Origin of the sequence: Faecalibacterium sp. AM43-5AT (assembly GCF_003603345.1) — a bacterium.
GTDB lineage: Bacteria > Bacillota > Clostridia > Oscillospirales > Ruminococcaceae > Faecalibacterium > Faecalibacterium taiwanense.
Map to the genome: position 1 here is coordinate 552,544 of NZ_QVGZ01000001.1, position 23,891 is coordinate 576,434.

The window sequence follows — 23,891 nt, forward strand, 5'->3', positions numbered from 1 at the left end:
TATAGCAGTAGATTTTAAATTGTGCAATCCCCCTTTCATAACAATGCCGCCAACTTCTGTGTTTCCGACTTTCCCCCATAGGGGGATGTCTTTATTAAGCGAAGTTTATATTTTTCCATTGTCTCCAGTCTTCTTTGAATTCTTCGCAGATCGTCAAAAACAACTTTATAGATGAGTCGATAATCTTTTGCATATAAAGGCTCTTCACTCCATCTCGGAAATTTGTCATCCATATACTTTAAATGTCCCCTTACAACCTGATATGTCCGAACTATAAAATCCTTATATGCTATATCGCACTCATCAAAATATTTATGAGTCACAATTCTCTCAATATTTTCTGTTAGTGCTTCAATTGTCTCTTCATAAGTTGATTCAGTTATCGCTCCACTTATTTTATGGTTCAGCTCATAGCTGAATTCGCAGAAAAAGCATTTTCCTTCTTCTTCATCTATAAACTTCTCCCATGCCAAAAGATATTGATTTAGCAAAAATATTTCGTATCGATGTTCTTTTGAGAAGATTGATATATATTTTTTCATTTTATGTTTTTCAGGAATATACACTTGTACGACATAAAATATGTATGCTGCTATAATGCTTACGCAGATATTATAAAAAGTTTTATCTCCTGCTGACTCAGAACAAAACAGAAGTCGAAACATTTTGTTATCAATCAGTAATGGTGCTGTTGACTCTCTTATCACAACCAGAATTGCTCCAACCAATACTATCGTAAGCTTTAATAATGTTTTTTGATAGTCATATATAAGCGGATTGCCTAATCTATCAGCTATTGAAAGTTTCCATTTATTCAACGCATTAATAATTGTATACTCAATCTTTTTCATTGAAGTTATTTCCACCAATCCCAAAGAACTTATCGAAGAAGCCTTTCAACCTATCAATCACGCCCTGTTTTTTCTGCGCACGGCCACCGCCGCCGAAGCGGGAAACAGGAGGCATCAGTTTGTCAATATCAGTGCCCACAGTTTTGATCTCACCATCCCGGAACGCATTGGCCAGATACTTGCGCGTTTCCGGCTCCTTCAGCTTTTCCTCTTGGATGATCTTTGCAAGCTCTTTCTCCCGCTGTTCGGACACATAAGTGTTCCACTCTGCCATCACGTCATCCACATCGTTGACCCCTGCAATAAAGGTTTCAATCAGCTGCTTTTTGCTACGCAGTTCCGGGCTGGCATCAATCGCCTTGCGAATCGTGATGAGCACCTCTTTGTCATCGCAATAGGTGTCATGGTACTTTTTGACCAGCATCAGAATGTAGTCAATATTAATTTCGACCTGCCGAATCAGCTCCACCTCGAACACCACATCATCCGTGATATCCTCTTTGGTTTCATCGTGCTTCTTGTTACGCCATTCATCCTGCAAATCCTGATAGCGGCCCAAATAGTCCTGCAAATCCCGTTCCGAGATCAGCTCGTTGCCTTTGAAATCATCAAAGGAAGATAACAAGTTCCGCATCCGCAGCAGCGCACCAAACAGCACGATAAAGTTCTTCTGGTTCTGCTCTCCGACGATCTGCGGCTCTGTCAGCGGGAACTTCTGCGTCAGGTCATCGATCATGTCAGTATAACCCTGATGGTATTTTCCCTGCTCATCCGTATAACCGTGGTAATAGTCCGCGTATTTGCGCAGCAGAACGATGCCGCCCGCATTTTTATCTCCAAACAGCGAAATTGCCGCATCCACTCGCTTTTGCAGGTTGCGGAAGCAGACGATATTGCCAAAGGTCTTGATGCTGTTCAGGATACGGTTTGTCCGGCTGAACGCCTGAATCAGACCGTGCATCTTCAGGTTCTTGTCCACCCACAGGGTGTTCAGGGTCGTGGCATCAAAGCCTGTCAGGAACATATTGACCACGATCAGCAGGTCAAGCTCCTTGTTCTTCATGCGGAGCGATACATCTTTGTAGTAATTCTGGAACCGTTCGCCATCGGTAGAATAGTTCGTGTGGAACATCTCGTTGTAATCCTGAATGGCGGCATCCAGAAAATCCCGGCTGCTCTGGTCAAGGTTGGAGGTATCTTCCGGGTTTTCCTCGTCCAGAATGCCATCCGTTTCCGCTTCATTGGCTCCATAGCTGTAAATGGTGGCAATGCGCAGCCGCTTGGTCGGGTCTGCCGCCATCTGCTTTTTGAACTCCTGATAATACAGCTTTGCCATCGGCACAGATGCCACGCAGAAAATCGAATTAAAACCGCTGACGCGCTGTTTTTGCTTAATTTCCTCCACCGCACCACGCTGGGCAGAGGCCACCTCTGCCACATTCGTCAGCAGATTAAACTCATACGATTTGTCTCCCCGATAGGTTTTCTGGTCAAAGTGGTCAAGGATGTACTTTGTCACCAGAGAAATACGCTTGGGTGCCATGAACGCCTTTTCCCGGTCGATATCCCAAACCTGTTTATCGTCCATGTCTGGCTCTGCATCCATCGTTTTGATGTAATCCACACGGAACGGCAGCACATTCTTGTCGTTGATGGCATCAACGATGGTGTAGGTGTGCAGTTGGTCGCCGAACGTCTGCGCCGTGGTGAAATAGCGTGGATCAGTGGAGCTTCCTGCGTTGACTGCAAAAATCGGCGTTCCTGTAAAGCCGAACAGGTGGTACTTTTTGAAATTGTGGACAATGGCCTTGTGCATATCACCGAACTGGCTGCGGTGGCACTCATCAAAGATGATCACAACGTGCTTCTGGTAGACCTCATGTCCCGGATTCTTCTTGATGAAGGTCGCCAGCTTCTGGATGGTGGTAATGATGATATGGGCTTCCGGGTTTTCCAACTGGCGTTTCAGAATCGTGGTGCTGGTGTTGGAGTTTGCCGCTCCCTTCTCGAAGCGGTCATACTCTTTCATAGTCTGGTAGTCCAAGTCCTTGCGGTCTACCACAAACAGTACCTTGTCGATGTAGGGCAGCTGCGATGCCAGCCGTGCCGTTTTGAAGGAGGTCAGCGTCTTGCCGGAGCCAGTGGTGTGCCAGATGTAGCCGCCGCCCTCGATGCTGCCATACTTTTTGTAGTTGTTGGCGATCTCGATGCGGTTCAATATCCTCTCGGTTGCCGTGATCTGATATGGGCGCATCACCATCAGCATCTTTTCTGAGGTAAAGATGCAATACCGGGTCAGTACGCTCAGAATCGTGTGCTTTGCAAAGAATGTCCGGGTAAAGTCGATCAGATCCGTCAGCACACGGTTATTCGCATCGGCCCAGTAGGAGGTAAATTCAAAGCTATTGCTGGTCTTTTCCTTCTTGATCTTGCCGTGTTTGGCGTCCTTGATGGCATTGTAGCGGGTGCTGTTGGAGTAGTACTTGGTATTTGTGCCGTTGGAGATCACAAAAATCTGCACATACTCATATAAACCGCAGCCCGCCCAGAACGAATCCCGCTGATAGCGGTTGATTTGGTTGAACGCCTCCCGGATGGCCACCCCGCGCCGCTTCAGTTCCACATGAACCAGCGGAAAGCCATTGACCAAAATCGTCACATCGTAGCGGTTATCATGCCGTGCGCCGTCTGCTTGTTTTACCTCATACTGGTTGATGACCTGCAGGCGGTTGTTGTGGATGTTCTTCTTGTCGATCAGCGTGATGTTTTTAGAACTGCCATCATCCCGGTGCAATACCTGCACATTGTCTTCCTGAATCTTCCGGGTCTTTTCGGGAATATGCTCGTTGGGGTTGGCAATTACATCACTGAAAAACTGCCGCCACTCCGTATCGGAAAACTGGTAGTGGTTCAGCTCTTCCAGTTGACTGCGGAGGTTAGCAATCAGTTCATCCTCGGTATGCAGCGGCAGATAGGTATAGCCCTGCTCGCACAACAGCCGGATAAATTCTTTCTCCAGTTCTGCCTCACTCTGGTAGCTGTCAGAGCGCACCTTGGAGGGTTCATAGGTGGCAACAACGGTATCTTCATTGGTTGCCGCAACAACATTATAATTCATCTGTTTTTTCCTCTGTCCGTTCAGCCAAATTTGCCATAAAAATCAAAGCATCCAAACTCAAGAGCATTTTAATATAATCCATTTTTGTAAAATCCCGATGACTTCTGCCATGTAATGTCCAATGTCGATTCAAGTAACTCGGTTCCGGCTTATCAAAGTCTGAATTTCCAAAAGCGGTCTCCTGAAATGCACCAATTGAAATCATCACTGCAAAAACCTTCAAATCTGTTTGGGACGGAGGTATTTTGTTGTTGATCTTATCCTCAATTTCTCTCATTCGTTTTTTGAAGCTAGTATTTTTTGGCTGGTTCACAATGTCCGACAAAATACCATCCTCCAGCGAAAACAACCCTAGACATGCAAGCTGAAAGCATCCCATTTCCGCTGCAATCACAATTTGAGGGTACAGTTTCTTGTATGCTATAACGCATTCCGCTGCGCCACAGCGCTCAACAAGATTTCTCAAGCACTTTTCTTCATTTTCCGTATAGTATTCAAGTATAACCTCATCTACATTTGTTGACTTATTCACTTTTTCAATCATATCCCCGGACAACTGTTCCGTAAATACAATCTGATTTTCACTCAACCTGTTTACCGCATTTCTCCAAAGGATAAGATTACCAAACGTCTTAAGATATTCGTTTATGGTATCCTGGTTAATGTGATACCAATTCATCAATTCCGTTATTTTTTCGACAAACAGCTTTAATGCTTTCGACATTACTTCGACCGCATTCTTCACATCAAATAACGTTTGGTTATCCATTTTTCTCCTCACTTTCTAAAGTTTAACAGTTTATCCCTGTAATACTCGTACTGCTTTCGTCTCGCTTCAATCTCTGCGGGCAGACCGCCGGTCAAATCATTGCGGATAGCATCAAAACGGTCAAGAATAGAAACAACGCGCTTCTGTTCCTCAATAGACGGTACTGCAATCACAGCCTTTGCAATATTGTCATTGTACAATCTCGGAATTGTTCCACCCTCAGATGCTTTCCACGGTTTCAGTTCATAGCAGTAGCGAAGATAGCTATTCAAAACAATACTTTCATCGTTATCAATCCAAACGATGTTAGAATCTTGGAAGTATGCAGGCTTCCCATCATAAACAACTGTTCTGCCAATCGTTCCCGCTGCAGAAATCAGCACATCGCCTTTTTTCGGAAAATTATACTTTGATTGGTATTCGTCAAATGTTTCCTGCGAAATATAGGCATCAGCTTCTTTTCCAAAGGTTCCAATTTTATAGAACGGAACGCCTCTCACCGTATTTGTCTGACTCTTCAAAATACGCTTGCACATACAGATAGAACCCACATCACCTAAAGGAATCCTTACATAGCCAAATACATACTGCAAGAGCTTAATCAGCGTTCCGTTCCGTTCCGTTCCGTTCCGTTCCGTTCCGTTCCGTTCCGTTCCGTTCCGTTCCGTTCCGTTCCGTTCCGTTCCGTTCCGTTCCGTTCCGTTCCGTTCCGTTCCGTTCCGTTCCGTTCCGTTCCGTTCCGTTCCGTTCCGTTCCGTTCCGTTCCGTTCCGTTCCGTTCCGTTCCGTTCCGTTCCGTTCCGTTCCGTTCCGTTCCGTTCCGTTCCGTTCCGTTCCGTTCCGTTCCGTTCCGTTCCGTTCCGTTCCGTTCCGTTCCGTTCCGTTCCGTTCCGTTCCGTTCCGTTCCGTTCCGTTCCGTTCCGTTCCGTTCCGTTCCGTTCCGTTCCGTTCCGTTCCGTTCCGTTCCGTTCCGTTCCGTTCCGTTCCGTTCCGTTCCGTTCCGTTCCGTTCCGTTCCGTTCCGTTCCGTTCCGTTCCGTTCCGTTCCGTTCCGTTCCGTTCCGTTCCGTTCCGTTCCGTTCCGTTCCGTTCCGTTCCGTTCCGTTCCGTTCCGTTCCGTTCCGTTCCGTTCCGTTCCGTTCCGTTCCGTTCCGTTCCGTTCCGTTCCGTTCCGTTCCGTTCCGTTCCGTTCCGTTCCGTTCCGTTCCGTTCCGTTCCGTTCAAAATTGTGTCGCCGGTTTCTGCAAATGTCAAGAGCTTATCCCGGTAATATTCGTACTGCTTCTGCCGGGCTTCGATTTCAGCAGGCAAGCCAATGTTGAGGTCGGAGCAAATCTGCTCAAAGTTGTCCAGCACATTTACAATGCGGTTTTGGACATCAAGAGGAGGAACGGGAATTTTATAGGCCAAAACTTTCTGAAAATCAAGAGAATCAACTGTCCCGCCCTGTTTCTTGGTCGTTCTGCGAATGTTCTCTCCATAGGCTTGCAACGCATGAGAAACATACCGAGAAGATATCCCTTCTTTTGTCACCAGAATTTTAATATCCTGATTTACCGTCGTTTCAAACGGAATATAAGTAACCGGGAATGTGTGCCGCAAAATCCCTGACCGTGTAACGATTGCCACACTCCCAGCCGGATATACCGTCATAGATGCTTCATCAACTGCTACATTCGTGATATGGTCAGTTGTGTCTGACAAAATCGGTTGTTTAACATCTTTTGATGACACCCATGGAATTGTACCATTATCCCAGTATTTCTTTTCTGCCATGGAAGGAGTTTTGCCGCCCGACCATTTTCCGAGATTTCTGATTTCAACCGCCGATGCCTTTATTTTCGTTTTATCCAGCAGTCTTTCTCGGTAGAAGCTATACTGCGTTTTTCTAGCTGTAAGCTCCGCTGTAAGCTCCGCTGTAAGCTTTGTGAAACTGTCCAGAATCCGAACAATTTCACGCTGAATTTCAAGAGGTGGAAGTGGAATTTCTACTTTTGCCATTTTGTCCTTAGAAACATTGTACCGCGTCACTCCACTAGCTGTTTTTCCAATTTGGAACCTTAGTTCGCTCGACCTAAAAAGGTGTTTTGAAAAGTCAGGTAACAGCACTTTGGGATTATCTAAACGGAAGAAAAAGCAAAAGCTATTCAGATATAATTTTCTATCCGGCTTTCTTGTAACAACCGATGAAAAGCCGCACTCGTCCGGCGTCTCCGATGAACCTGTAAAAACTATATCTCCATATTCCAATGTTCTTTGTTTTTCGCCGACCGCTATTTTCACTTTATCATTTGGATAAATATCTATTGCGGGGTTCGAATAAACATTCTTATATGTTATAAATACTTCATTTCCGTTCTCAAAATCTTTCTTTGATTTTCCTGTTAGTCCTCCGTAAAATTTTCCTATCTCGCCTAATGTCTTATATTCTACCCCATCCGGGCAAAGCTCCCGAATCAGCTCATCCAGCTTACTCATCCGCGTCCTCTACTTTCTTTGCAATATATGTATTATACAACACCATCACCGCATAATAGTACATATCTTCCTGTGTTTTGATCAAATCTTCATCGAAAATAAAATCTTCTTCTGATTCAGCAAATACCCGGCAACAGTCAATAACGATTCGCATCATCCAGAATGTCATTATATCTTCTGGGCATCCAGCTAAATCGCATTGCGACAAAACCATATCAATTGGTGGCTGCAGTAGCCATTTAGATTTCCCCAAATCGGCTGAGTGAATATAATCGTGCATATATCCGTATAGCGTTCCGTTATAGCTCGTATCTTTTAATAATTTGAGCGAATCACCTTGATAAAAGTGTGTTCGCTTTATGTCCTCAAATATGTACGGATTTACAGTTTCAATTTCTTTATCCGAATAACGCTCCATCGCTCGATGAAAGTATTTAGCTCCATCATACAAAACATCTCGACCAAAACAGTATGTTTTAATATCGTCTCTTAATAGTTTCAGCACCGTACTTACCTGTTCTTTAGAAACCTCTATCGGCTGAAAATTGACTTGCTTCAGAATTTCCTTTTGGACTTCCTCACTACATCTTAAAAACTTGGTCGTTATCGCTCTATGATGCTTTCTTTTGAGATTCAGGCTCTTTGCAATCACTGACAACGGCAAGTATTCTATTTCATCTTCGTTATCAATCAGAAAAACTCTTGCCGCTTCAACAACAGCTTTTTTCCGCGCCTCCACTTCCATTTGTTCACGTTCTTTTTCATGTGAACGCTCTAACCTATAAATTTTAATAGTCAATACAGTTGTTACAATCAGTGAACTTACATCTACTAGGAAGCTCCAAATCTCAAGGCTCATCTTTACTCCAAGTTTTCCTCCAAATACCTGTCAAAATCGCTCTGGTACAGTCGATCCTGCACCACACGGTACTTTTCAAACTCCGTTTCGGCGTGCATCTTTGCCAGCTGCGCCGAGATTTTTCCTGCATCTTTCAGCACTTCCAGATCATCCGCCTGCAAATAGATGTCCAGCCGCTTGGCCCAGTCCTCCATGGTCATGGGGATATGACGGCGGGCGCGATTTTCGGCAAGGTCGAGGTAAGCCGACACGATCAGTTCCATAGATTTCATTTCATCTTCGGTCAAGTAGTTTTTCGCCACGGAAACATCGCTCTTTTTGATTTTGCCGTTGGGAGCATCCTTCCATGTGTGAAGCCCCATGTGCGGCTTTTCGGCATCGGCACGTTCATAGATCAGTTCTGCCGCCGTATGGCGATGCACGGCATAGTGCATCTTGTTCTGTACCTTCGCAAAGAACTCTTTTGTGGTCAGCGCATTGCGGTCATAATCCAGCGAAGTAGCGTAAATGTCAGTGAGTTTCTGATAGAAGTTGCGCTCCGAAATGCGAATCTCCCGGATGCGCTCCAACTGCTCTTCAAAGTATTTCTTGGTCAGGACTGTGCCGCCGTTTTTCAGGCGCTCCTCATCCATTGCCCACCCCTTGATGGTGTACTGCTCCACGATCTGATTTGCCCAGACACGGAACCGCACCGCCCGCTGGTTGTTCACCTTGAAGCCGACCGCAATAATCATTTGCAGATTATAGTGGTTCACGCTGCGAGTAACCTGTCGGCCACCCTCATTTTGAACTATTCGGAATTTCCGAATAGTTGCCGCTTCGTCCTGCTCATGGTCAGCATAAATCTTTTTGATATGCTCATTGATGGTCGGAAGCCCCACATGGTAAAGGGTCGCCATCATCTTTTGCGTCAGCCAGATGTTTTCATCCTCGTAGCGCATCTCAATGCTGTCCTTGTCCTCGCCCGTAGAGGCAACAAAGGTCAGGTATTCTGCCGCAGAAGAACGTACCAATGCAGAATCTTTCTTTTCGTTTTCCATCTCAGCCCTCGATTTCTGCCACGATCTGGTCAATGGCGGCCCGCAGTTCGTTTTCTCGTGCTACGATTTGTGCAATTTCAGCGTTCAGCTTCACAATGTCGATCTTCTCACGGGTGTCCTTAGCCTCCACATAAGTAGAAACCGACAGGTTATAGTCATTTTCCTGCACCTCGGAATACTCTGCCAGATGGGAGAAGTGTGCTTCTTCTGCCCGCTGTGCAAAGGTGTCCACTATTTTGTTAATGTTCTCCGGGGTGAGTTTGTTGTTGTTCGTCACCTTGACGCACTCGGAAGAAGCATCAATGAACAGCACCTTATTATCCGTTTTTCCCTTTTTCAGCACCATGATACAGGTGGCAATACTAGTCCCAAAGAACAGGTTGCTCGGCAACTGGATGATGCAGTCAATGAAGTTGTTGTCCACCAGATACTTGCGAATTTTCTGCTCTGCGCCACCACGGTACATGATGCCGGGGAAACAGACGATTGCCGCCGTACCATTGGAAGCCAGCCATGCCAGGGAGTGCATGATAAACGCCAAGTCTGCCTTGCTCTTCGGAGCCAGCACACCAGCCGGAGCAAAGCGCGGGTCATTGATGAGCAGCGGATTCTCGTCACCGGCCCACTTGATGGAGTACGGCGGATTCGATACGATGAGTTCAAACGGTTCATCGTCCCAGTGCTGCGGGTTGGTCAGGGTATCCTCACAGGCAATGTCGAATTTGTCAAATTCAATGTCGTGCAGGAACATATTGATGCGGCACAGGTTATACGTTGTGATGTTGATTTCCTGCCCAAAGAAGCCGTTACGCACGGCATCCCGTCCCAGCACTTTTTCTGCCTTCAGCAGCAGCGAGCCAGAGCCGCAAGCCGGGTCATACACCTTGTTGATTTCCTTTTTGCCTACGGTACCCAGCCGGGTCAGCAACTCCGAAACATCCGCAGGCGTAAAAAATTCGCCGCCGGACTTGCCCGCATTGCTGGCGTACATTGTCATCAGGTATTCGTAGGCATCGCCAAAGGCATCAATGTCATGCTCTTTCACATCGCCAAGGTTCATATCTGCCACGCCGTTCAGCAGCTTCACGAGCTTTTCATTGCGCTTGGCAACGGTCGCCCCCAACTTATTGCTGTTCACATCGTAATCATCGAACAACCCTGCAAACTGCCCCTCGGAGGAGCTGCCCTTTGCGGATTCCTCAATGTGCCGGAAGACTATTTCCAGCGTTTCGTTGAGGTTTTCATCGCTGGCCGCTTTTGCCCGTACATTGCAGAACAACTCACTGGGCAGGATGAAGAACCCTTTTTCCTGTACCAGCCCTTCCCGTGCCTGCTCTGCCTCTGCATCAGGCATATCCTCATAGCGGAAGTCCGGGTTGCCTGCATCAATTTCGCCCTGATTGATATAGCTGGCAATGTTCTCCGAAATATAACGGTAGAACATCGTACCGAGAACGTAGCTCTTGAAATCCCATCCGTCCACTGCGCCGCGCAGATCATCAGCAATCGCCCAGATTGCACGGTGCAGTTCTTCGCGTTCCTGCTCTTTTTTGGTGTCTACCATTTTTATTTCCTCCATCAAATGCGGATTTCCGCATTGTTTTCTTTCATTTTAACATAGTAAATATACCACTATTGGTACATCATGGTGTCTTTTTCTAAAAAGGATACACTTCTCCTTTATACTATCCTAGTAAAGCGTACCACAGCTTTTCCGTGATTGCAAGCCGATAAATATTGCTATTGCATTTTTTGTCGAATTATCACTTATATGTACAGAACCCCGCCAGCATTCGCTGACGGGGTTCTGCTATGCTTACAGTTCTACGCTGTTCTGCCTGTTCTTCTTCTGGCTTCTATCTGCGGTCTGCTCCTGCTCCCTCATAAGCCCAATGACCTGCTGCATCTTTTCGGCACCGAAATAGTTCCATACTCGTCTGAAATCACGTTTCATCGCATAGAGCTGAGAGTTTTCAGCCTCCACCTCTTTCAGCCGCTGGCTTAGATGATGGGTAGCTTTCTTCTCGTCCTGATAGAAGTGCAGATACTTATCCCGCTCATCCTTGACCTCCCAGTACTTCCGATGGAGGGCAAAGAGTACCTTCACCAACTTCTGGATCAGCGGCATGGCCTTCTTCTCCCGATAGCTCTTGGCCGTTTCAAAGGTGCCTGCCTCCGGCACCCATTCCTCCGGCCGCTGGGAATACTGTGCCGACAGACTTTCCAGCCCATCCATGATGGGAGCCAGCTTGTTCAGCTTCTGGCTCTGCTTCTGGTAGGTCAGCTCTGCTTTCTGTACCCGCTGTTCAGCGGCTTCTACGGCTGTCTGCGCTGTTTCCAGCTGTTCCTGCATCTCGGTCAGGTCGGTCTGGCACTCCTGCTTGGCAGCTTCCAGAGCCGCTACCTCTTTACTACGCTCCTGCTTTTTGAAGTCCAGCACAGACAGGTGCTCTTCGTGGGTGCCTTTCTGTTCCCACTCGATGCCATGCCTCTCCATCACGGCAGCAAGCTGCTCTTTCTCGGCGTTGATCCACTGGTTCAGCTCGGATTCCCGTTTAGAACCGCCTGCAAAGCCCAAGGCTTTCAGCGCCTGCTTCAGGGACACCTTGGTGTCCAGTCCTTTGCCCTTCCAGCCGGACACATACGGCACGAAGTCGATGTGCAGATGGGGCGTAGCTTCGTCCATGTGGAGGAAAGCCCCGAATACCCGCAGTGTCGGGTTCCGCTCTTGGAAGCCCTGCATATACTCGTCCAGCAGTTCCTTTGCCAGTGCGCCATTCTCGGTCAGGACACCCATATCATCTTTGTTGCCGATCTGGACGATCAGCTCATGGAAAAGCTTTTCCTGCTTGCCTGTCCGCAGGTGCTCATAGTAGTCGGTGATACAGCGGTCCTTGCGCTTCTGCTTGGCATTGTAACGCTTCACTGCCTCGTCAAACAGTTCGTGGTACACCTTCTGAATCGGCTCATCACGGTACACGACATTCAGACTGCTGCGCTTCGGGTCTACGTTTTCAGCGGTGAAACTTCTCCGGTTATGGTTGAGGGAGCCGGGCCCCCGCATTGCGGAAATGGTTCTTTTCAATCGCACGTCCTTTCTCTGTGGAAGTAACTGGTGCCGGACACGGCAAAGGCTTTGTTACTTTCGTCGAAAGTAACGCAAAAGCACTTTTGACAGACGTTCCGTCCATCAAAAGATGCCTTTGCGCCCTGCCGGGGGCTTCCGTCTGCGGACGGGGTTTCGCTGTACCTCGCCGCTGCCCGGTCCAACACCACCTTCCTGCGTGATTGCATTCACAGGAGCGTGACACGCTCCTGTACTTTGCCAATAGAGGGACTCACCAGCGGAAGCTTTCTGGCACGCCTCGTCTGTCCAGATACTCCTGCCGAGCCTGCTCTCGCTGTTCCTCGGTGGGTGCTGTCTTGTACTGGGCATACAGCTCATGCCGCAGCATCGCATCCAATTTTTGCTCCAGACCCTGCTCAATGACCTCTTCGTACTCATTTTCGCCGCTCAAATGATAATGCAGCAAGGCGACGAAAAGTTCCTGCGAAATCTGCACATTTTTCATCATTATCACCATCCCGTGTCGGTTGTGTCGATTGTGACGGTATTTTACATAGTAGCAAAAATACCGTCACAACCGTCACGAATCGTCACGCCCCAGAATTTTCCAGCGTTAATTTGACCACTCTGCCCTCATGGGTGCGCTTGCTTTCGTACCGAATTCCATAATCGTTGTAGAGCCTGTCGGCACTCACATTCAGCTTCCGGGTCAGGATGTTTGCCTGTATGCTCACACCCGGCAGACGTTCCAGCAGTTCCGTGGGCGCACCGCTCCACTCCGGCTGTTCCGGGGTGAGCATCTTTGCCACCGCTTCCAGAAGCGGATCGGGCGGCAGCTTCCAAAGTTCCGTTTCGGCTCCTTGGAACTCCCACACGCAGCGTTCCCGGTTGAACTCCAATGTCAGCTCCTGATCCGGCTGGTCACGCCCCACGATGTCCAGTAGTGCGGTGTTGTCCGTGCGCCGCTTCTTCTGCATGATGAACGCGCCATCCGCTGCACCCAACAGACCGTTGGTGCCGGAGATCATATCAAAGCTGTCCTCGGCTTCCATCTTCCGGGTGTGATGAACCACCAGCAGGCAGATGCCGTACCTGTCGCTGAAACTTTTCAGTTTGGTCACAATCTCGTAGTCGCTGGCGTAGCTGTATCGGTCACCGCCGATCTCCCGCACCTTCTGCAGGGTGTCGATGATGATGAGCCGTACATCCGGGTGCTCCCGGATGAATCCTTCCAACTGCTGGTCAAGTCCCTCGCTCACGGACTTAGCTTGCGTGGCGAAGTAGAGATTGCTGGTCTCCTCTACCCCGAACATCCGGGAGAGCCGCCGCTGCAGCCGGGCGTAATCGTCCTCCAATGCCAGGTAGAGGACGGTGCCCTGATGCACCTCGTACTCCCACAGCGGAAGCCCCATCGCCACATGGTAGGCGAGCTGTCCCATGAAGAAGGACTTACCCACCTTTGGCGCACCTACGAAGAGGTAGGTGCCGCTGTACAGTAGGTCGTTCACGATGGGTCTCCGGGGTGGATACACCGTGTCATACAGTTCGGTCATTGATACCGTGTTCAGCCCGAAATTGTTTGACTTTTTCGCGGCTTGCAGATTGATTTGCTTGTCCGAATTTGTTATAATATTGGTGCTAGTTTTGTGAGACGACTGTACCGCATCTGCGCCAACAGATGCACCTGGTACGGTCGTTTTTCTATTGTCCGTCATTCGCATTCCTCCTTAAGTCCGTTCAACGTCAGAGTTACCATTTGCAGGGTCTCCAGCAAGTCCGGCGGAACTTCTTCATCCACGGCCAGCCGCTGCAATTCCTGATAGATTAGCTTCATTTGGTCTCGCAAGGCTTTGTAGACCCTTGGGTTGCCTACCACGGTGATCTCCCGGTCGGTCAAGCGGCGGATGATATACTCCTGTTTGGTCAGCCCGGAGAGCTTTACCTTGGCTTCCAGAACCTCGTCCTCTTCCGGGGACATTCGGAAGGCTACCACCTTGTTCCGCCAGCGGCCTTGCTGGTCGAGCACTCGTTCCATTTTCATCCCTCCTTTCGCTCCATGTTCAGCTTCTGCGCCATCTCCTGCTGCTTTGAGGGGAAGAGATGGGCGTACTTATAGGTGATGTCCACGCTCTCATGCCCCACCCGGTCTGCGATTGCCAGCGCCGAGAAGCCCATCTCGATCAGCAGCGATACATGGGAGTGCCGCAGGTCGTGGATTCGGATGCGCTTCACCCCGGCTTCCTTGGCTCCCCTGTCCATCTCGTGGTGCAGGTAGCTCTTGGTCACCTCAAAGATCCGCTGGTCTGGCTGGACTTTGTAGAGGGATTTCAGGTAATCCCTGATCTCGTCAGTCAGAAACTGCGGCATCTGGATGACCCGGACGCTCTTGGGCGTTTTCGGGTCAGTGATTACATCCCGGCCTTTCAGCCTTTGATAGGATTTGGTGATGGAGAGCAGCCCCTTGTCCAAGTCGAAGTCTGCCGGGGTCAGAGCCAGCAGTTCGCCCTCCCGGATGCCACACCAGTAGAGGACTTCAAAAGCGTAGTAGGATTGCGGCTTGTCCATCATCGCTTCCGCAAACTTGAGGTACTCCTCCTTCGTCCAAAAGAGCATTTCCTTGTGCTTTTCCGACCCCATGCACCCAGCTGTGGCCGCTGCGTTTGATTTCAGCCCGTAGAACCGGACTGCATGGTTTAAGATGGCACTGAGTTGTCCATGCAGCGTCTTGAGGTAGGTCGGCGAGTAGGCCTTGCCGTTCTTGTCCCGGTAGTTCAGCATCTCATTCTGCCATGCGATCACATCCCGTGGCTTGATCTCACTAATCCGTTTTTCCTTGAAATAAGGTAAGATTTTCGTTCGGATGATATGCTCCTTGGTAGACCATGTGTTTTCCCGGAGCCGCTTTTTCTTATCCGTGATATAAATCTCCACGAAGGCTTCAAAGGTCATGGTCAGGTCTGCCGCCTGCTGAAGAAGGAACTCCCGCTCCCACGCCAGAGCGTCCTTCTTGGTGGCAAACCCCCGTTTCAGCTTCTTCTGCTTCACACCTTGCCAGTTCTCGAAGTAGAAGGAAGCGTACCATGTGCCCTGTTTGCTGTCCTTGTAGGCTGGCATCCTATCACTCCTCTCCTGCCCCGTAGATTTTCTCCTGATAATACCTCCTGCTCACCCGGCCTCCTACGGTCGTGTAGCCTTTGGCCTTCAGTTCCTCGTTCCACTTGGCGATCATCTTGTACGCCAGCCCCTGGGAGATGTCCAGTTCCTTTGCCAGCTCGTCTGCCTTGATAAAAATGCTGTTTGCCATTTTTTGTCCTTTCCTTGTCGGTTTCGTTTCGGTGCCGCTTCATCCTCGCTGACTTCCGGCAGGCATATCCCCTTTGCGGTGCTGTGCCGTCCCCTTACGGAGCGCTCGCTTCCTTTCGGAAGGTCTTGGCGGTTTGGGTCAGTTTGGCGGTCATTCAATTTTACTAAGCATTTTTGCTTATCTTTTTGCGCTCTCATTATACTAAACGCATTCCGTTAAGTCAAGAGGTTTTCGGGTAAAATCTTAAACTTTTTTGTTTATTTTCTATTGCGCCTCCTATTTTTCTGTGCTATACTATACTTAACAAAAATGTTTATCGCAAGGTTAAAGCACCTTACGACAAAACCAACCTATTTGCGATATGCAGTCCAACGATGTTGTCAACGAATCAAAAGTTGGACTGCAATAAGTCAGGAGGCAATCGCATGTCAGTCGGTGACCGTATCAAGCGCGCCCGCAACTTCCGTGGTATGACCCAAAAGGAATTGGGCATTGCCATCGGGTTTGAGGAGAAGAGCGCAGACATCCGCATCGCACAATACGAAAGCAACACCCGCACTCCTAAAGAAGAGTTGCTCCGCAAGATTGCGGAGGTGCTGGACGTGAACTACCGTTCCCTCTATGAGCCGACCCTGTACGCCGCAGAGGATGTGATGTACACTCTGTTCGAGCTGGACGAGCACTATCCCGGCACCCGGCTCTATGAGGTCACAGACACCACCGACCCGGATCTCCCGGAAAAGCACATGGCAGTCAGCTTCCGCTATCGCCTGCTGGATGATTTCCTGAAGGAGTGGCAGCTCCGTAAGAAGCAGCTCCGGGAGGGCGAGATCACCAAGGAAGAGTATCTGGAATGGAAGCTCAACTGGCCACAGACCGCCGACGGCTGCGGCCGGTACGAGCCGAAGAAAAAGTGGCGTAAAGAATAAAAGACACAAAAATGCCCTCTGAAAAACTTACCGTTTCTCAGAGGGCATTTTCATGTCTCTCTTTATGAATAATCGTCTGATAGTATCAAAGCAGTATCAGAGCACCTTTTGGTTCTCAAAATATCGCATTGTATCAATACTTTTCAGGTTTTGCAGATTACTCGAGCTCAATGGTTGCCGGCGGCTTACCGGTGCAATCATAGAACACGCGGTTCACATGCTTGACCTCATTGACGATGCGGCTGGTGACAGTGCCCAGAACATCCCAAGGCATATTATAGCTCTCTGCAGTCATGAAGTCGGTGGTGGTCACAGCACGCAGGGCCACAGCGTAATCATAGGTGCGCTCGTCGCCCATGACGCCCACACTGTGCATGTTGGTCAAGGCTGCATAGTACTGGCTGATCTCCTTATCCAGACCCGCCTTTGCGATCTCCTCACGCCAGATCGCGTCGGCATCCTGCACGATTGCCACCTTCTCCGGGGTCACCTCACCGATGATGCGGATGCCAAGACCCGGGCCGGGGAACGGCTGACGGCTGACCAGATATTCGGGCAGGCCCAGCTCACGGCCAGCCTGACGCACCTCGTCTTTGAACAGGTTGCGCAGCGGCTCCACCAACTCCTTGAAGTCCACGGTGTCGGGCAGACCGCCGACGTTGTGGTGGCTCTTGATAACAGTGGACTCACCGCCCAGACCGCTCTCAACGACATCCGGGTAAATGGTACCCTGTGCCAGGAAATCCACCTTGCCGATCTTCTTTGCCTGCTCTTCAAATACGCGGATGAACTCTTCACCAATGATCTTACGCTTGCGTTCCGGCTCAGTGACGCCAGCCAGCTTTGCAAAGTAGCGGTCGCGGGCATCCACACAGATAAAGTTGATATCAAAGCCATTGGCATTGCCCGGACCAAAGACTGCACAGACCTCTTCCTTCTCGTTCTTACGCAGCAGACCGTGATCCACGAACACGCAGGTCAGCTGCTTGCCGATGGCCTTAGCCAGCATAGCTGCCAGAACGGAGGAATCCACGCCGCCAGACAAGGCGCACAGCACCTTGCCATCGCCGATGCGCTCACGCAGGGCCTTGACGTTGTTTTCCACAAAGGAGTCCATCTTCCAGTCGCCGGTGCAGCCGCAGACGTTGTACACGAAGTTGCGCAGCATCTTCTTGCCTTCCGCAGTGTGCAGCACTTCCGGATGGAACTGGACCGCGTACAGGCCCTTCTCAGCGTTCTCTGCCGCAGCTACCGGGCAGTTGACCGTGTGAGCAGTGATCTTAAAGCCGGGCGCTGCCTGCTCAATGTAGTCGTTGTGGCTCATCCAGCAAATGGTGGAGGGCTGCACATCGGTGAACATCTTGCTGTTCGTGTCCATGAACACCTCAGTCTTGCCGTACTCGCGCTCCGGTGCGCGGCAGACATGGCCGCCCAGCAGATGCATCATCAGCTGGCTGCCGTAGCAGATGCCCAGCACCGGAACGCCCCAGTTGAAGATCTCAGGGTCGATCGTGGGGGAATCTTCCAGATAAACGCTGTTGGGGCCACCGGTAAAGATGATACCCTTGGGGTTCTTTGCCTTGATAACCGACAGATCGGTTTTATAGGAATAGATTTCACAGTAGACATTGTTCTCGCGGACGCGGCGCGCGATCAGCTGATTGTACTGGCCGCCAAAGTCCAGCACGATGACAGTTTCATGCTGCATGAAGTTCTCTCCTCCCTTATCCATTTAATGTGTTTCTACAGATAGAACCAGTATAGCACATCTGCCAAATAAAAGCGACATCATTTGTGAATTTTCCTGTTTTTATTTTTCACGTATGGGATGCCGCAGAACTGTTTTCAGTGTTCCCGGTGCAGCGCGGCGAGGATCACTCAGATAAATTTCGTGGTGGAAGCGTGTCTCTGAAAAATCAAGCCTATACCCCTGCTCTACGGCAAAGGCATCCATCTGCGCCAGCGTTTTCGGTTCTTCATCATAAGGGCCGATATGCAGGCACTGAACACAAAGTCCCTCGTCATAGGTCAGAAACTCTGCCTTGGAAAAATCCTTTTTCTTTTTTGCCGTTGCTTCCTGTACGGCCCAATCAAACGCTTCCGGCGTCACGAATTCTGGCAGTCGGATCATGGATGTCCACTCAAATGTTTCTTTATGTGCATAGTCAACGCCATCCACGCCCTTCTGATGCCACAAGCCCTCCAACGGTGGAACCACATATTCAAAATAGCCGTCCATCTTGTGGCTGCCCTTATAGCTCATTTTGATGGTAAAGGCAATGCCATACAGCACTCCCATTGCCGCCTGATACTCCCCGGCCGGGTCGTTCGGGTCGCCCTTGCCGCGCACTGCCACAAAATTCATACGCGGTATCGTAATCAGATGCGGTTTTTTCGGCGGGAGATAAAATTCCCTGTACTCTTTCTTATAATCAAACGGCATTACTCTTCACCCCATCCAGAAGTTCACGTTGCTTCTTTTTGCTAAATCCCCTCAGCACCAGCCGATAGGACTTTTCCAGCATTTCCTTTTTTAGTATACCAGAACAACCTTGTTTTGTAAACAAAGAGTTGTGACATGCCGCAAAAAAATCCCCTGCCCTTACAGACAGAGGATCTAAAACAAAAAGAGACCTTCCCACTCTCCGGAATGGGAAGGTCTCTCGTAAGTTTAACCTTTAGCCTTAGGAAAGGCGCGAAGGGTCAAAATCACTCAATGATCTTGCCAACAACGCCAGAACCAACGGTACGGCCACCCTCACGGATAGCGAAACGCAGGCCCTCTTCCATAGCAACAGGGGTCAGCAGCTCAACGTGCATCATGACGTTATCGCCGGGCATGCACATCTCAGTGCCTTCGGGCAGAGTGATGATACCGGTCACGTCGGTGGTGCGGAAGTAGAACTGAGGACGATAGTTGGAGAAGAACGGGGTGTGACGGCCGCCTTCGTCCTTGGTCAGAACGTACACCTGAGACTCGAAGGTCTTGTGGGGGTGCACGGAACCGGGCTTAGCCAGAACCTGACCACGCTCGATCTGGGTACGATCAACACCACGCAGCAGAGCGCCGATGTTATCGCCAGCCTCAGCGAAGTCCAGAGACTTACGGAACATCTCCAGACCGGTGATGGTGGTGCTCAGACGATCGGGCTTGATGCCGACGATCTCCATAGCATCGCCAACCTTAGCAATACCACGCTCAACACGACCGGTTGCAACGGTACCACGGCCAGAAATGGTCATGACATCCTCGATGGGCATCAGGAAGGGCTTGTCTTCCTCACGATCGGGGTTGGGGATATAGGTGTCAACAGCGTCCATCAGCTCCTTGATGCAAGCATACTCGGGAGCATTGGGATCGGTGGAGGTAGACTCCAGAGCCTTCAGAGCGGAACCACGAATGATCGGGGTATCGTCGCCCGGGAAGTCGTACTCGCTCAGCAGCTCACGGATCTCCATCTCGACCAGATCCAGCAGCTCTTCGTCGTCGACCATATCGCACTTGTTCATGAACACGACGATATAGGGCACGCCGACCTGACGAGCCAGCAGGATGTGCTCACGGGTCTGGGGCATGGGACCATCGGTAGCAGCAACGACCAGAATAGCGCCGTCCATCTGAGCAGCACCAGTGATCATGTTCTTAACGTAGTCAGCATGGCCCGGGCAGTCAACGTGAGCATAGTGACGAGCGTCGGTCTGATACTCAACGTGAGCGGAGTTGATCGTGATACCACGAGCACGCTCCTCAGGAGCCTTATCGATGTTGGCATAATCCATGAAGTCTGCGTCGCCCTTCAGAGCCAGGTACTTGGTGATAGCGGCGGTCAGAGTGGTCTTGCCGTGGTCAACGTGACCGATGGTGCCGATGTTCACATGCGGCTTAGAACGGTCGAACTTTGCCTTTTCAGCCATTGGAATATCCTCCCTTAATTTAGGTTTTGATATTTGGTTACAACAACCCTGCAAGATGCAGACATTGCATTGCAAGGCTATTCTACTAAATTTGCCCTGTAAAATCAAGTGCTTTTACAGGAAATTTTGCCGAGGTTACACTACCCCGGCAAAATCTTTATCCATTTTTCAGGAATCAGCCCTTGGTGCGGCCAGCGATGATCTGGTCAGCAATGTTCTTGGGCACCGGCTCGTAGTGAGACGGCTCCATGACATACTGGCCACGGCCCTGAGTCTTGGAACGCAGGTCGGTAGCGTAGCCAAACATCTGAGCCAGAGGCACAAATGCATTGACGCGCTGAGTACCAGCCATAGCTTCCATGCCCTGGATCTGACCACGGCGTGCATTCAGGTCGCCGATAACATCGCCCAGATACTCATCGGGAACGATAACTGCAACCTTCATGATAGGCTCAGTGATGATGGGATCAGCCTTGCGCATAGCATCCTTGAACGCCATAGAACCAGCAATGGAGAAGGCCATTTCAGAGGAGTCGACCTCATGATAAGAACCATCCCACAGGGTAACCTTGACATCAACGACAGGATAGCCAGCCAGAACACCGGACTTCATAGCACCCTGGATACCGTTGTCGATAGCCGGGATGTATTCCTTCGGGATGGCACCGCCAACGATGGCGTTGACGAACTCGTAACCCTTGCCGGGCTCGTTGGGCTCGATCTTGATCTTAACATGACCGTACTGGCCCTTACCACCGGACTGACGTGCGTACTTGGTCTCCTGGTTGGCCTCTTTGCGGATGGTCTCACGGTAAGCAACCTGAGGTGCACCCACGTTTGCTTCAACCTTGAACTCACGCAGCAGACGGTCAACGATGATCTCCAGGTGCAGCTCGCCCATACCGGCGATGATGGTCTGACCGGTCTCTTCGTCAGTGTAGGTCTTGAAGGTCGGATCCTCTTCGGCCAGCTTTGCCAGCGCGATGCCCATCTTCTCGTTGCCGGCCTTGGTCTTGGGCTCGATGGCAACGCGGATAACAGGCTCGGGGAACTTCATGGACTCCAGAATGATGGGATGATTCTCATCACACAGAGTGTCACCGGTAGTGGTGTTCTTCAGACCGACAACAGCAGCGATATCACCTGCGTAGCAGCAGTCGATATCCTTGCGGTGGTTAGAATGCATCTGCAGGATGCGGCCCATACGCTCCTTGTTGTCCTTCACGGAGTTGTAGACAGTGGTACCTGCCTCAACCTTACCGGAGTAAACACGGAAGTATGCCAGCTTACCAACGAACGGGTCGGTAGCGATCTTGAAGGCCAGAGCTGCAAAGGGAGCGTCGTCGGAAGACGGACGGGTCTCCTCTTCCTCAGTCTCGGGATTCACGCCCTTGATGTCAGGGACATCGGTAGGAGCGGGCATATAGTCAACGATAGCATCCAGCAGCTTCTGGACACCACGGTTCTTGTAGGAAGAACCGCAGACAACGGGAACCAGCGTGTTAGCGATGGTCTCCTTGCGGATCGCAGCCTTCAGCTCGGCACGGGTGATCTCCTCGCCCTCGAGGTACTTTTCCATGAGCTCTTCGTCGTTCTCAGCAACAGCCTCGATCAGGATGTTGTGATACTCCTCAGCCTGCTCACGCATATCCTCGGGGATCTCCTCGGTGCGCATGTCGTTGCCCATGTCGTCGTAGTAGACCTCAGCGTTCATATCGACCAGGTCAACGATACCGCGGAAGGTATCTTCCTGACCGATAGGCAGCTGGATAGCCACGCCGTTGGCATGCAGACGATCGTGCAGCATCTTGATGCAGCGGAAGAAGTCAGCACCCATGGTGTCCATCTTGTTAACGTACACCATACGGGGAACCTTGTACTCGTCAGCCTGACGCCAGACGGTCTCAGACTGCGGCTCAACACCGCCCTTTGCAGCCAGAACGGTCACAGAACCGTCCAGCACGCGCAGAGAACGCTGGACCTCAACAGTGAAGTCCACGTGGCCCGGGGTGTCGATGATGTTGATGCGGTGACGGTTCTTCTTGAATGCAACCGGATCCTTCTGGGTCTCAGAGTGGCTCCAGTAGCAGGTGGTAGCAGCGGAAGTGATGGTGATACCACGCTCCTGCTCCTGAACCATCCAGTCCATGGTAGCGCCGCCATCATGAACTTCGCCGATCTTGTGGTTGATACCGGTGTAGTACAGAATACGCTCGGTAGTAGTAGTCTTACCAGCATCAATGTGGGCCATAATGCCGATATTTCTCGTCATCTGAAGAGAAACTTCTCTGGGTGTAGCCATGAAATTAACCTCCTACAGAACAGATCAATAACGGAAATGAGCGAAAGCCTTGTTGGCCTCTGCCATCTTGTGAGTATCCTCACGCTTCTTCACGGCGTTACCAGTGTTGTTGGCAGCATCCATGATTTCAGCAGCCAGACGCTGAGCCATGGTCTTCTCACCACGGCTGCGGCTGTAGGCAGTCAGCCAGCGCAGACCCAGGGTCTCGCGGCGAGCCGGGCTGACTTCCAGAGGAACCTGGTAGTTAGCACCGCCAACGCGGCGGGTCTTGCACTCGAGGCTGGGCATGATGTTCTCCATCGCCTTCTCGAAAGTCTCCAGAGGATCGTTGCCGGTCTTCTCCTGAATCATGGAGAAAGCTTCGTAAACGATCTTCTGAGCGACGCCCTTCTTGCCATCCAGCATAACGCTGTTGACCAGACGAGTGACCATCTTGGAATTGTAAATAGGATCAGCTAAGACATCGCGCTTAGCAATGTTACCTCTTCTAGGCATCTTTCTTCCCTCCTTCACAGAATGATATCATCGGTACTCGAAAGTAATAAAACTCCCGTTGTGTCACAAAGAGCTGACCTTTACATAAACTGTTGCCCTCCGCTTTGCAAGCGGACTTGTTATTTATATAATGGAAAGCCGTTTATGGCGGTTGTCCTCAATTACTTCTTTGCAGCACCGGCCTTAGGACGCTTTGCGCCGTACTTGGAGCGGGCCTGATTACGGCCTGCCACACCCTGAGTATCCAGGGTACCACGGATGATGTGGTAACGCACACCGGGCAGGTCCTTAACACGACCGCCACGGATCAGCACGACGGAGTGCTCCTGCAGGTTATGGCCGATACCGGGAATGTAAGAGGTGACCTCGATACCATTCGTGAGGCGGACACGAGCAACCTTACGCAGAGCAGAGTTGGGCTTCTTGGGGGTCATGGTACGAACAGCAGTGCAGACACCACGCTTCTGGGGGCTGTTCAGATCAGAATACTGTTTCTTCTGAGAATTGTAGCTCTTCAGCAGTGCGGGAGCGGTGCTCTTGGTAGCCAGAACCTGACGGCCCTTGCGTACAAGCTGGTTAAAAGTAGGCATTTTGTTTCTCCTTTCTTAATAATGCACATCGGACTTTTTCCGACTTTTTTGCCGCACTATCCCCATGAGGGATGCGCAACAGTTATATAATACTCGCTTTACAGGCGGATGTCAACAGTTTTTGCAAAGTTTTTTGCATTTATTCCAGATTTTTTCTTTCAGCATTTTTTCGACGC

General features: G+C 50.2%; 21 protein-coding genes. 1 reads left to right on the plus strand and 20 read right to left on the minus strand.

Annotation, left to right across the window (positions count from 1 at the left end):
- Positions 1 to 35 precede the first annotated feature (35 nt).
- The 14 genes from DW937_RS02995 to DW937_RS03065 form a co-directional block, all read right to left on the minus strand.
- Entirely contained in the window at positions 36 to 851 is an 816-nt protein-coding gene (locus DW937_RS02995; protein WP_120120084.1) for a hypothetical protein, read from the minus strand.
- Positions 838 to 3,969 carry a type I restriction endonuclease subunit R gene (locus DW937_RS03000; protein ID WP_120120085.1) on the minus strand — a complete coding sequence of 1,044 codons (3,132 nt, stop codon included), beginning with the start codon at positions 3,967 to 3,969 and terminating at the stop codon, positions 838 to 840. The genes DW937_RS02995 and DW937_RS03000 overlap by 14 nt, the downstream gene beginning before the upstream one ends.
- The gene (locus DW937_RS03005) at positions 3,959 to 4,738 is read right to left on the minus strand and encodes a hypothetical protein (RefSeq protein ID WP_120120086.1); all 780 of its coding nucleotides are present in this window, start codon (positions 4,736 to 4,738) and stop codon (positions 3,959 to 3,961) included. Before DW937_RS03005 ends, DW937_RS03000 begins: the two co-directional genes overlap by 11 nt.
- 8 nt (positions 4,739 to 4,746) lie before the next feature.
- A complete protein-coding gene (locus DW937_RS03010) occupies positions 4,747 to 5,331 on the minus strand; it encodes a restriction endonuclease subunit S (protein ID WP_207666628.1) in 585 nt (194 codons plus the stop codon).
- Positions 5,332 to 5,339: 8 nt separating this feature from the next.
- Positions 5,340 to 7,214, minus strand: coding sequence for a restriction endonuclease subunit S (locus tag DW937_RS03020; protein WP_243111409.1), 1,875 nt, complete (start codon positions 7,212 to 7,214; stop codon positions 5,340 to 5,342).
- The gene (locus tag DW937_RS03025; protein ID WP_120120088.1) at positions 7,207 to 8,073 is read right to left on the minus strand and encodes a hypothetical protein; all 867 of its coding nucleotides are present in this window, start codon (positions 8,071 to 8,073) and stop codon (positions 7,207 to 7,209) included. Before DW937_RS03025 ends, DW937_RS03020 begins: the two co-directional genes overlap by 8 nt.
- Positions 8,074 to 8,075: 2 nt before the next feature.
- Positions 8,076 to 9,113 (minus strand): virulence RhuM family protein, encoded by a 1,038-nt coding sequence (locus tag DW937_RS03030; RefSeq protein ID WP_120120089.1) that lies wholly within the window; start codon positions 9,111 to 9,113, stop codon positions 8,076 to 8,078.
- Between the two features lies 1 nt (position 9,114).
- Entirely contained in the window at positions 9,115 to 10,677 is a 1,563-nt protein-coding gene (locus DW937_RS03035; RefSeq protein WP_120120090.1) for a type I restriction-modification system subunit M, read from the minus strand.
- A gap of 252 nt (positions 10,678 to 10,929) precedes the next feature.
- Entirely contained in the window at positions 10,930 to 12,177 is a 1,248-nt protein-coding gene (locus tag DW937_RS03040) for a plasmid recombination protein (protein WP_120120091.1), read from the minus strand.
- A 274-nt stretch (positions 12,178 to 12,451) separates the two neighbouring features.
- Entirely contained in the window at positions 12,452 to 12,685 is a 234-nt protein-coding gene (locus DW937_RS03045; protein ID WP_097778380.1) for a complexin-2, read from the minus strand.
- An 85-nt stretch (positions 12,686 to 12,770) separates the two neighbouring features.
- Positions 12,771 to 13,895 carry a helicase RepA family protein gene (locus DW937_RS03050; RefSeq protein WP_120120092.1) on the minus strand — a complete coding sequence of 375 codons (1,125 nt, stop codon included), beginning with the start codon at positions 13,893 to 13,895 and terminating at the stop codon, positions 12,771 to 12,773.
- Positions 13,892 to 14,221 carry a hypothetical protein gene (locus tag DW937_RS03055; RefSeq protein WP_120120093.1) on the minus strand — a complete coding sequence of 110 codons (330 nt, stop codon included), beginning with the start codon at positions 14,219 to 14,221 and terminating at the stop codon, positions 13,892 to 13,894. Before DW937_RS03055 ends, DW937_RS03050 begins: the two co-directional genes overlap by 4 nt.
- On the minus strand, positions 14,218 to 15,294 hold the full coding sequence (locus DW937_RS03060; protein ID WP_120120094.1) for a site-specific integrase: 1,077 nt from the start codon (positions 15,292 to 15,294) through the stop codon (positions 14,218 to 14,220). The genes DW937_RS03055 and DW937_RS03060 overlap by 4 nt, the downstream gene beginning before the upstream one ends.
- Positions 15,295 to 15,298: 4 nt before the next feature.
- Positions 15,299 to 15,484 (minus strand): DNA-binding protein, encoded by a 186-nt coding sequence (locus tag DW937_RS03065; RefSeq protein WP_120120095.1) that lies wholly within the window; start codon positions 15,482 to 15,484, stop codon positions 15,299 to 15,301.
- Positions 15,485 to 15,909: 425 nt separating this feature from the next.
- On the opposite strand from DW937_RS03065, the gene DW937_RS03070 reads away from it, so the two are divergent.
- On the plus strand, positions 15,910 to 16,413 hold the full coding sequence (locus DW937_RS03070) for a helix-turn-helix transcriptional regulator (RefSeq protein WP_120120096.1): 504 nt from the start codon (positions 15,910 to 15,912) through the stop codon (positions 16,411 to 16,413).
- A gap of 157 nt (positions 16,414 to 16,570) precedes the next feature.
- On the opposite strand, the gene guaA is transcribed toward DW937_RS03070, so the two are convergent.
- The 6 genes from guaA to rpsL form a co-directional block, all read right to left on the minus strand.
- Positions 16,571 to 18,121, minus strand: coding sequence for a glutamine-hydrolyzing GMP synthase (guaA, locus tag DW937_RS03075; protein ID WP_120120097.1), 1,551 nt, complete (start codon positions 18,119 to 18,121; stop codon positions 16,571 to 16,573).
- Positions 18,122 to 18,223: 102 nt separating this feature from the next.
- On the minus strand, positions 18,224 to 18,856 hold the full coding sequence (locus tag DW937_RS03080) for a GyrI-like domain-containing protein (protein WP_120120098.1): 633 nt from the start codon (positions 18,854 to 18,856) through the stop codon (positions 18,224 to 18,226).
- A gap of 266 nt (positions 18,857 to 19,122) precedes the next feature.
- Positions 19,123 to 20,328 (minus strand): elongation factor Tu, encoded by a 1,206-nt coding sequence (gene tuf, locus DW937_RS03090; RefSeq protein WP_097778122.1) that lies wholly within the window; start codon positions 20,326 to 20,328, stop codon positions 19,123 to 19,125.
- A gap of 175 nt (positions 20,329 to 20,503) precedes the next feature.
- A complete protein-coding gene (gene fusA / locus DW937_RS03095; protein WP_120120099.1) occupies positions 20,504 to 22,630 on the minus strand; it encodes an elongation factor G in 2,127 nt (708 codons plus the stop codon).
- Between the two features lie 24 nt (positions 22,631 to 22,654).
- The gene (gene rpsG / locus DW937_RS03100) at positions 22,655 to 23,125 is read right to left on the minus strand and encodes a 30S ribosomal protein S7 (protein WP_005930552.1); all 471 of its coding nucleotides are present in this window, start codon (positions 23,123 to 23,125) and stop codon (positions 22,655 to 22,657) included.
- Between the two features lie 161 nt (positions 23,126 to 23,286).
- Positions 23,287 to 23,715 carry a 30S ribosomal protein S12 gene (gene rpsL, locus DW937_RS03105; RefSeq protein ID WP_005940205.1) on the minus strand — a complete coding sequence of 143 codons (429 nt, stop codon included), beginning with the start codon at positions 23,713 to 23,715 and terminating at the stop codon, positions 23,287 to 23,289.
- Positions 23,716 to 23,891: the final 176 nt, after the last annotated feature.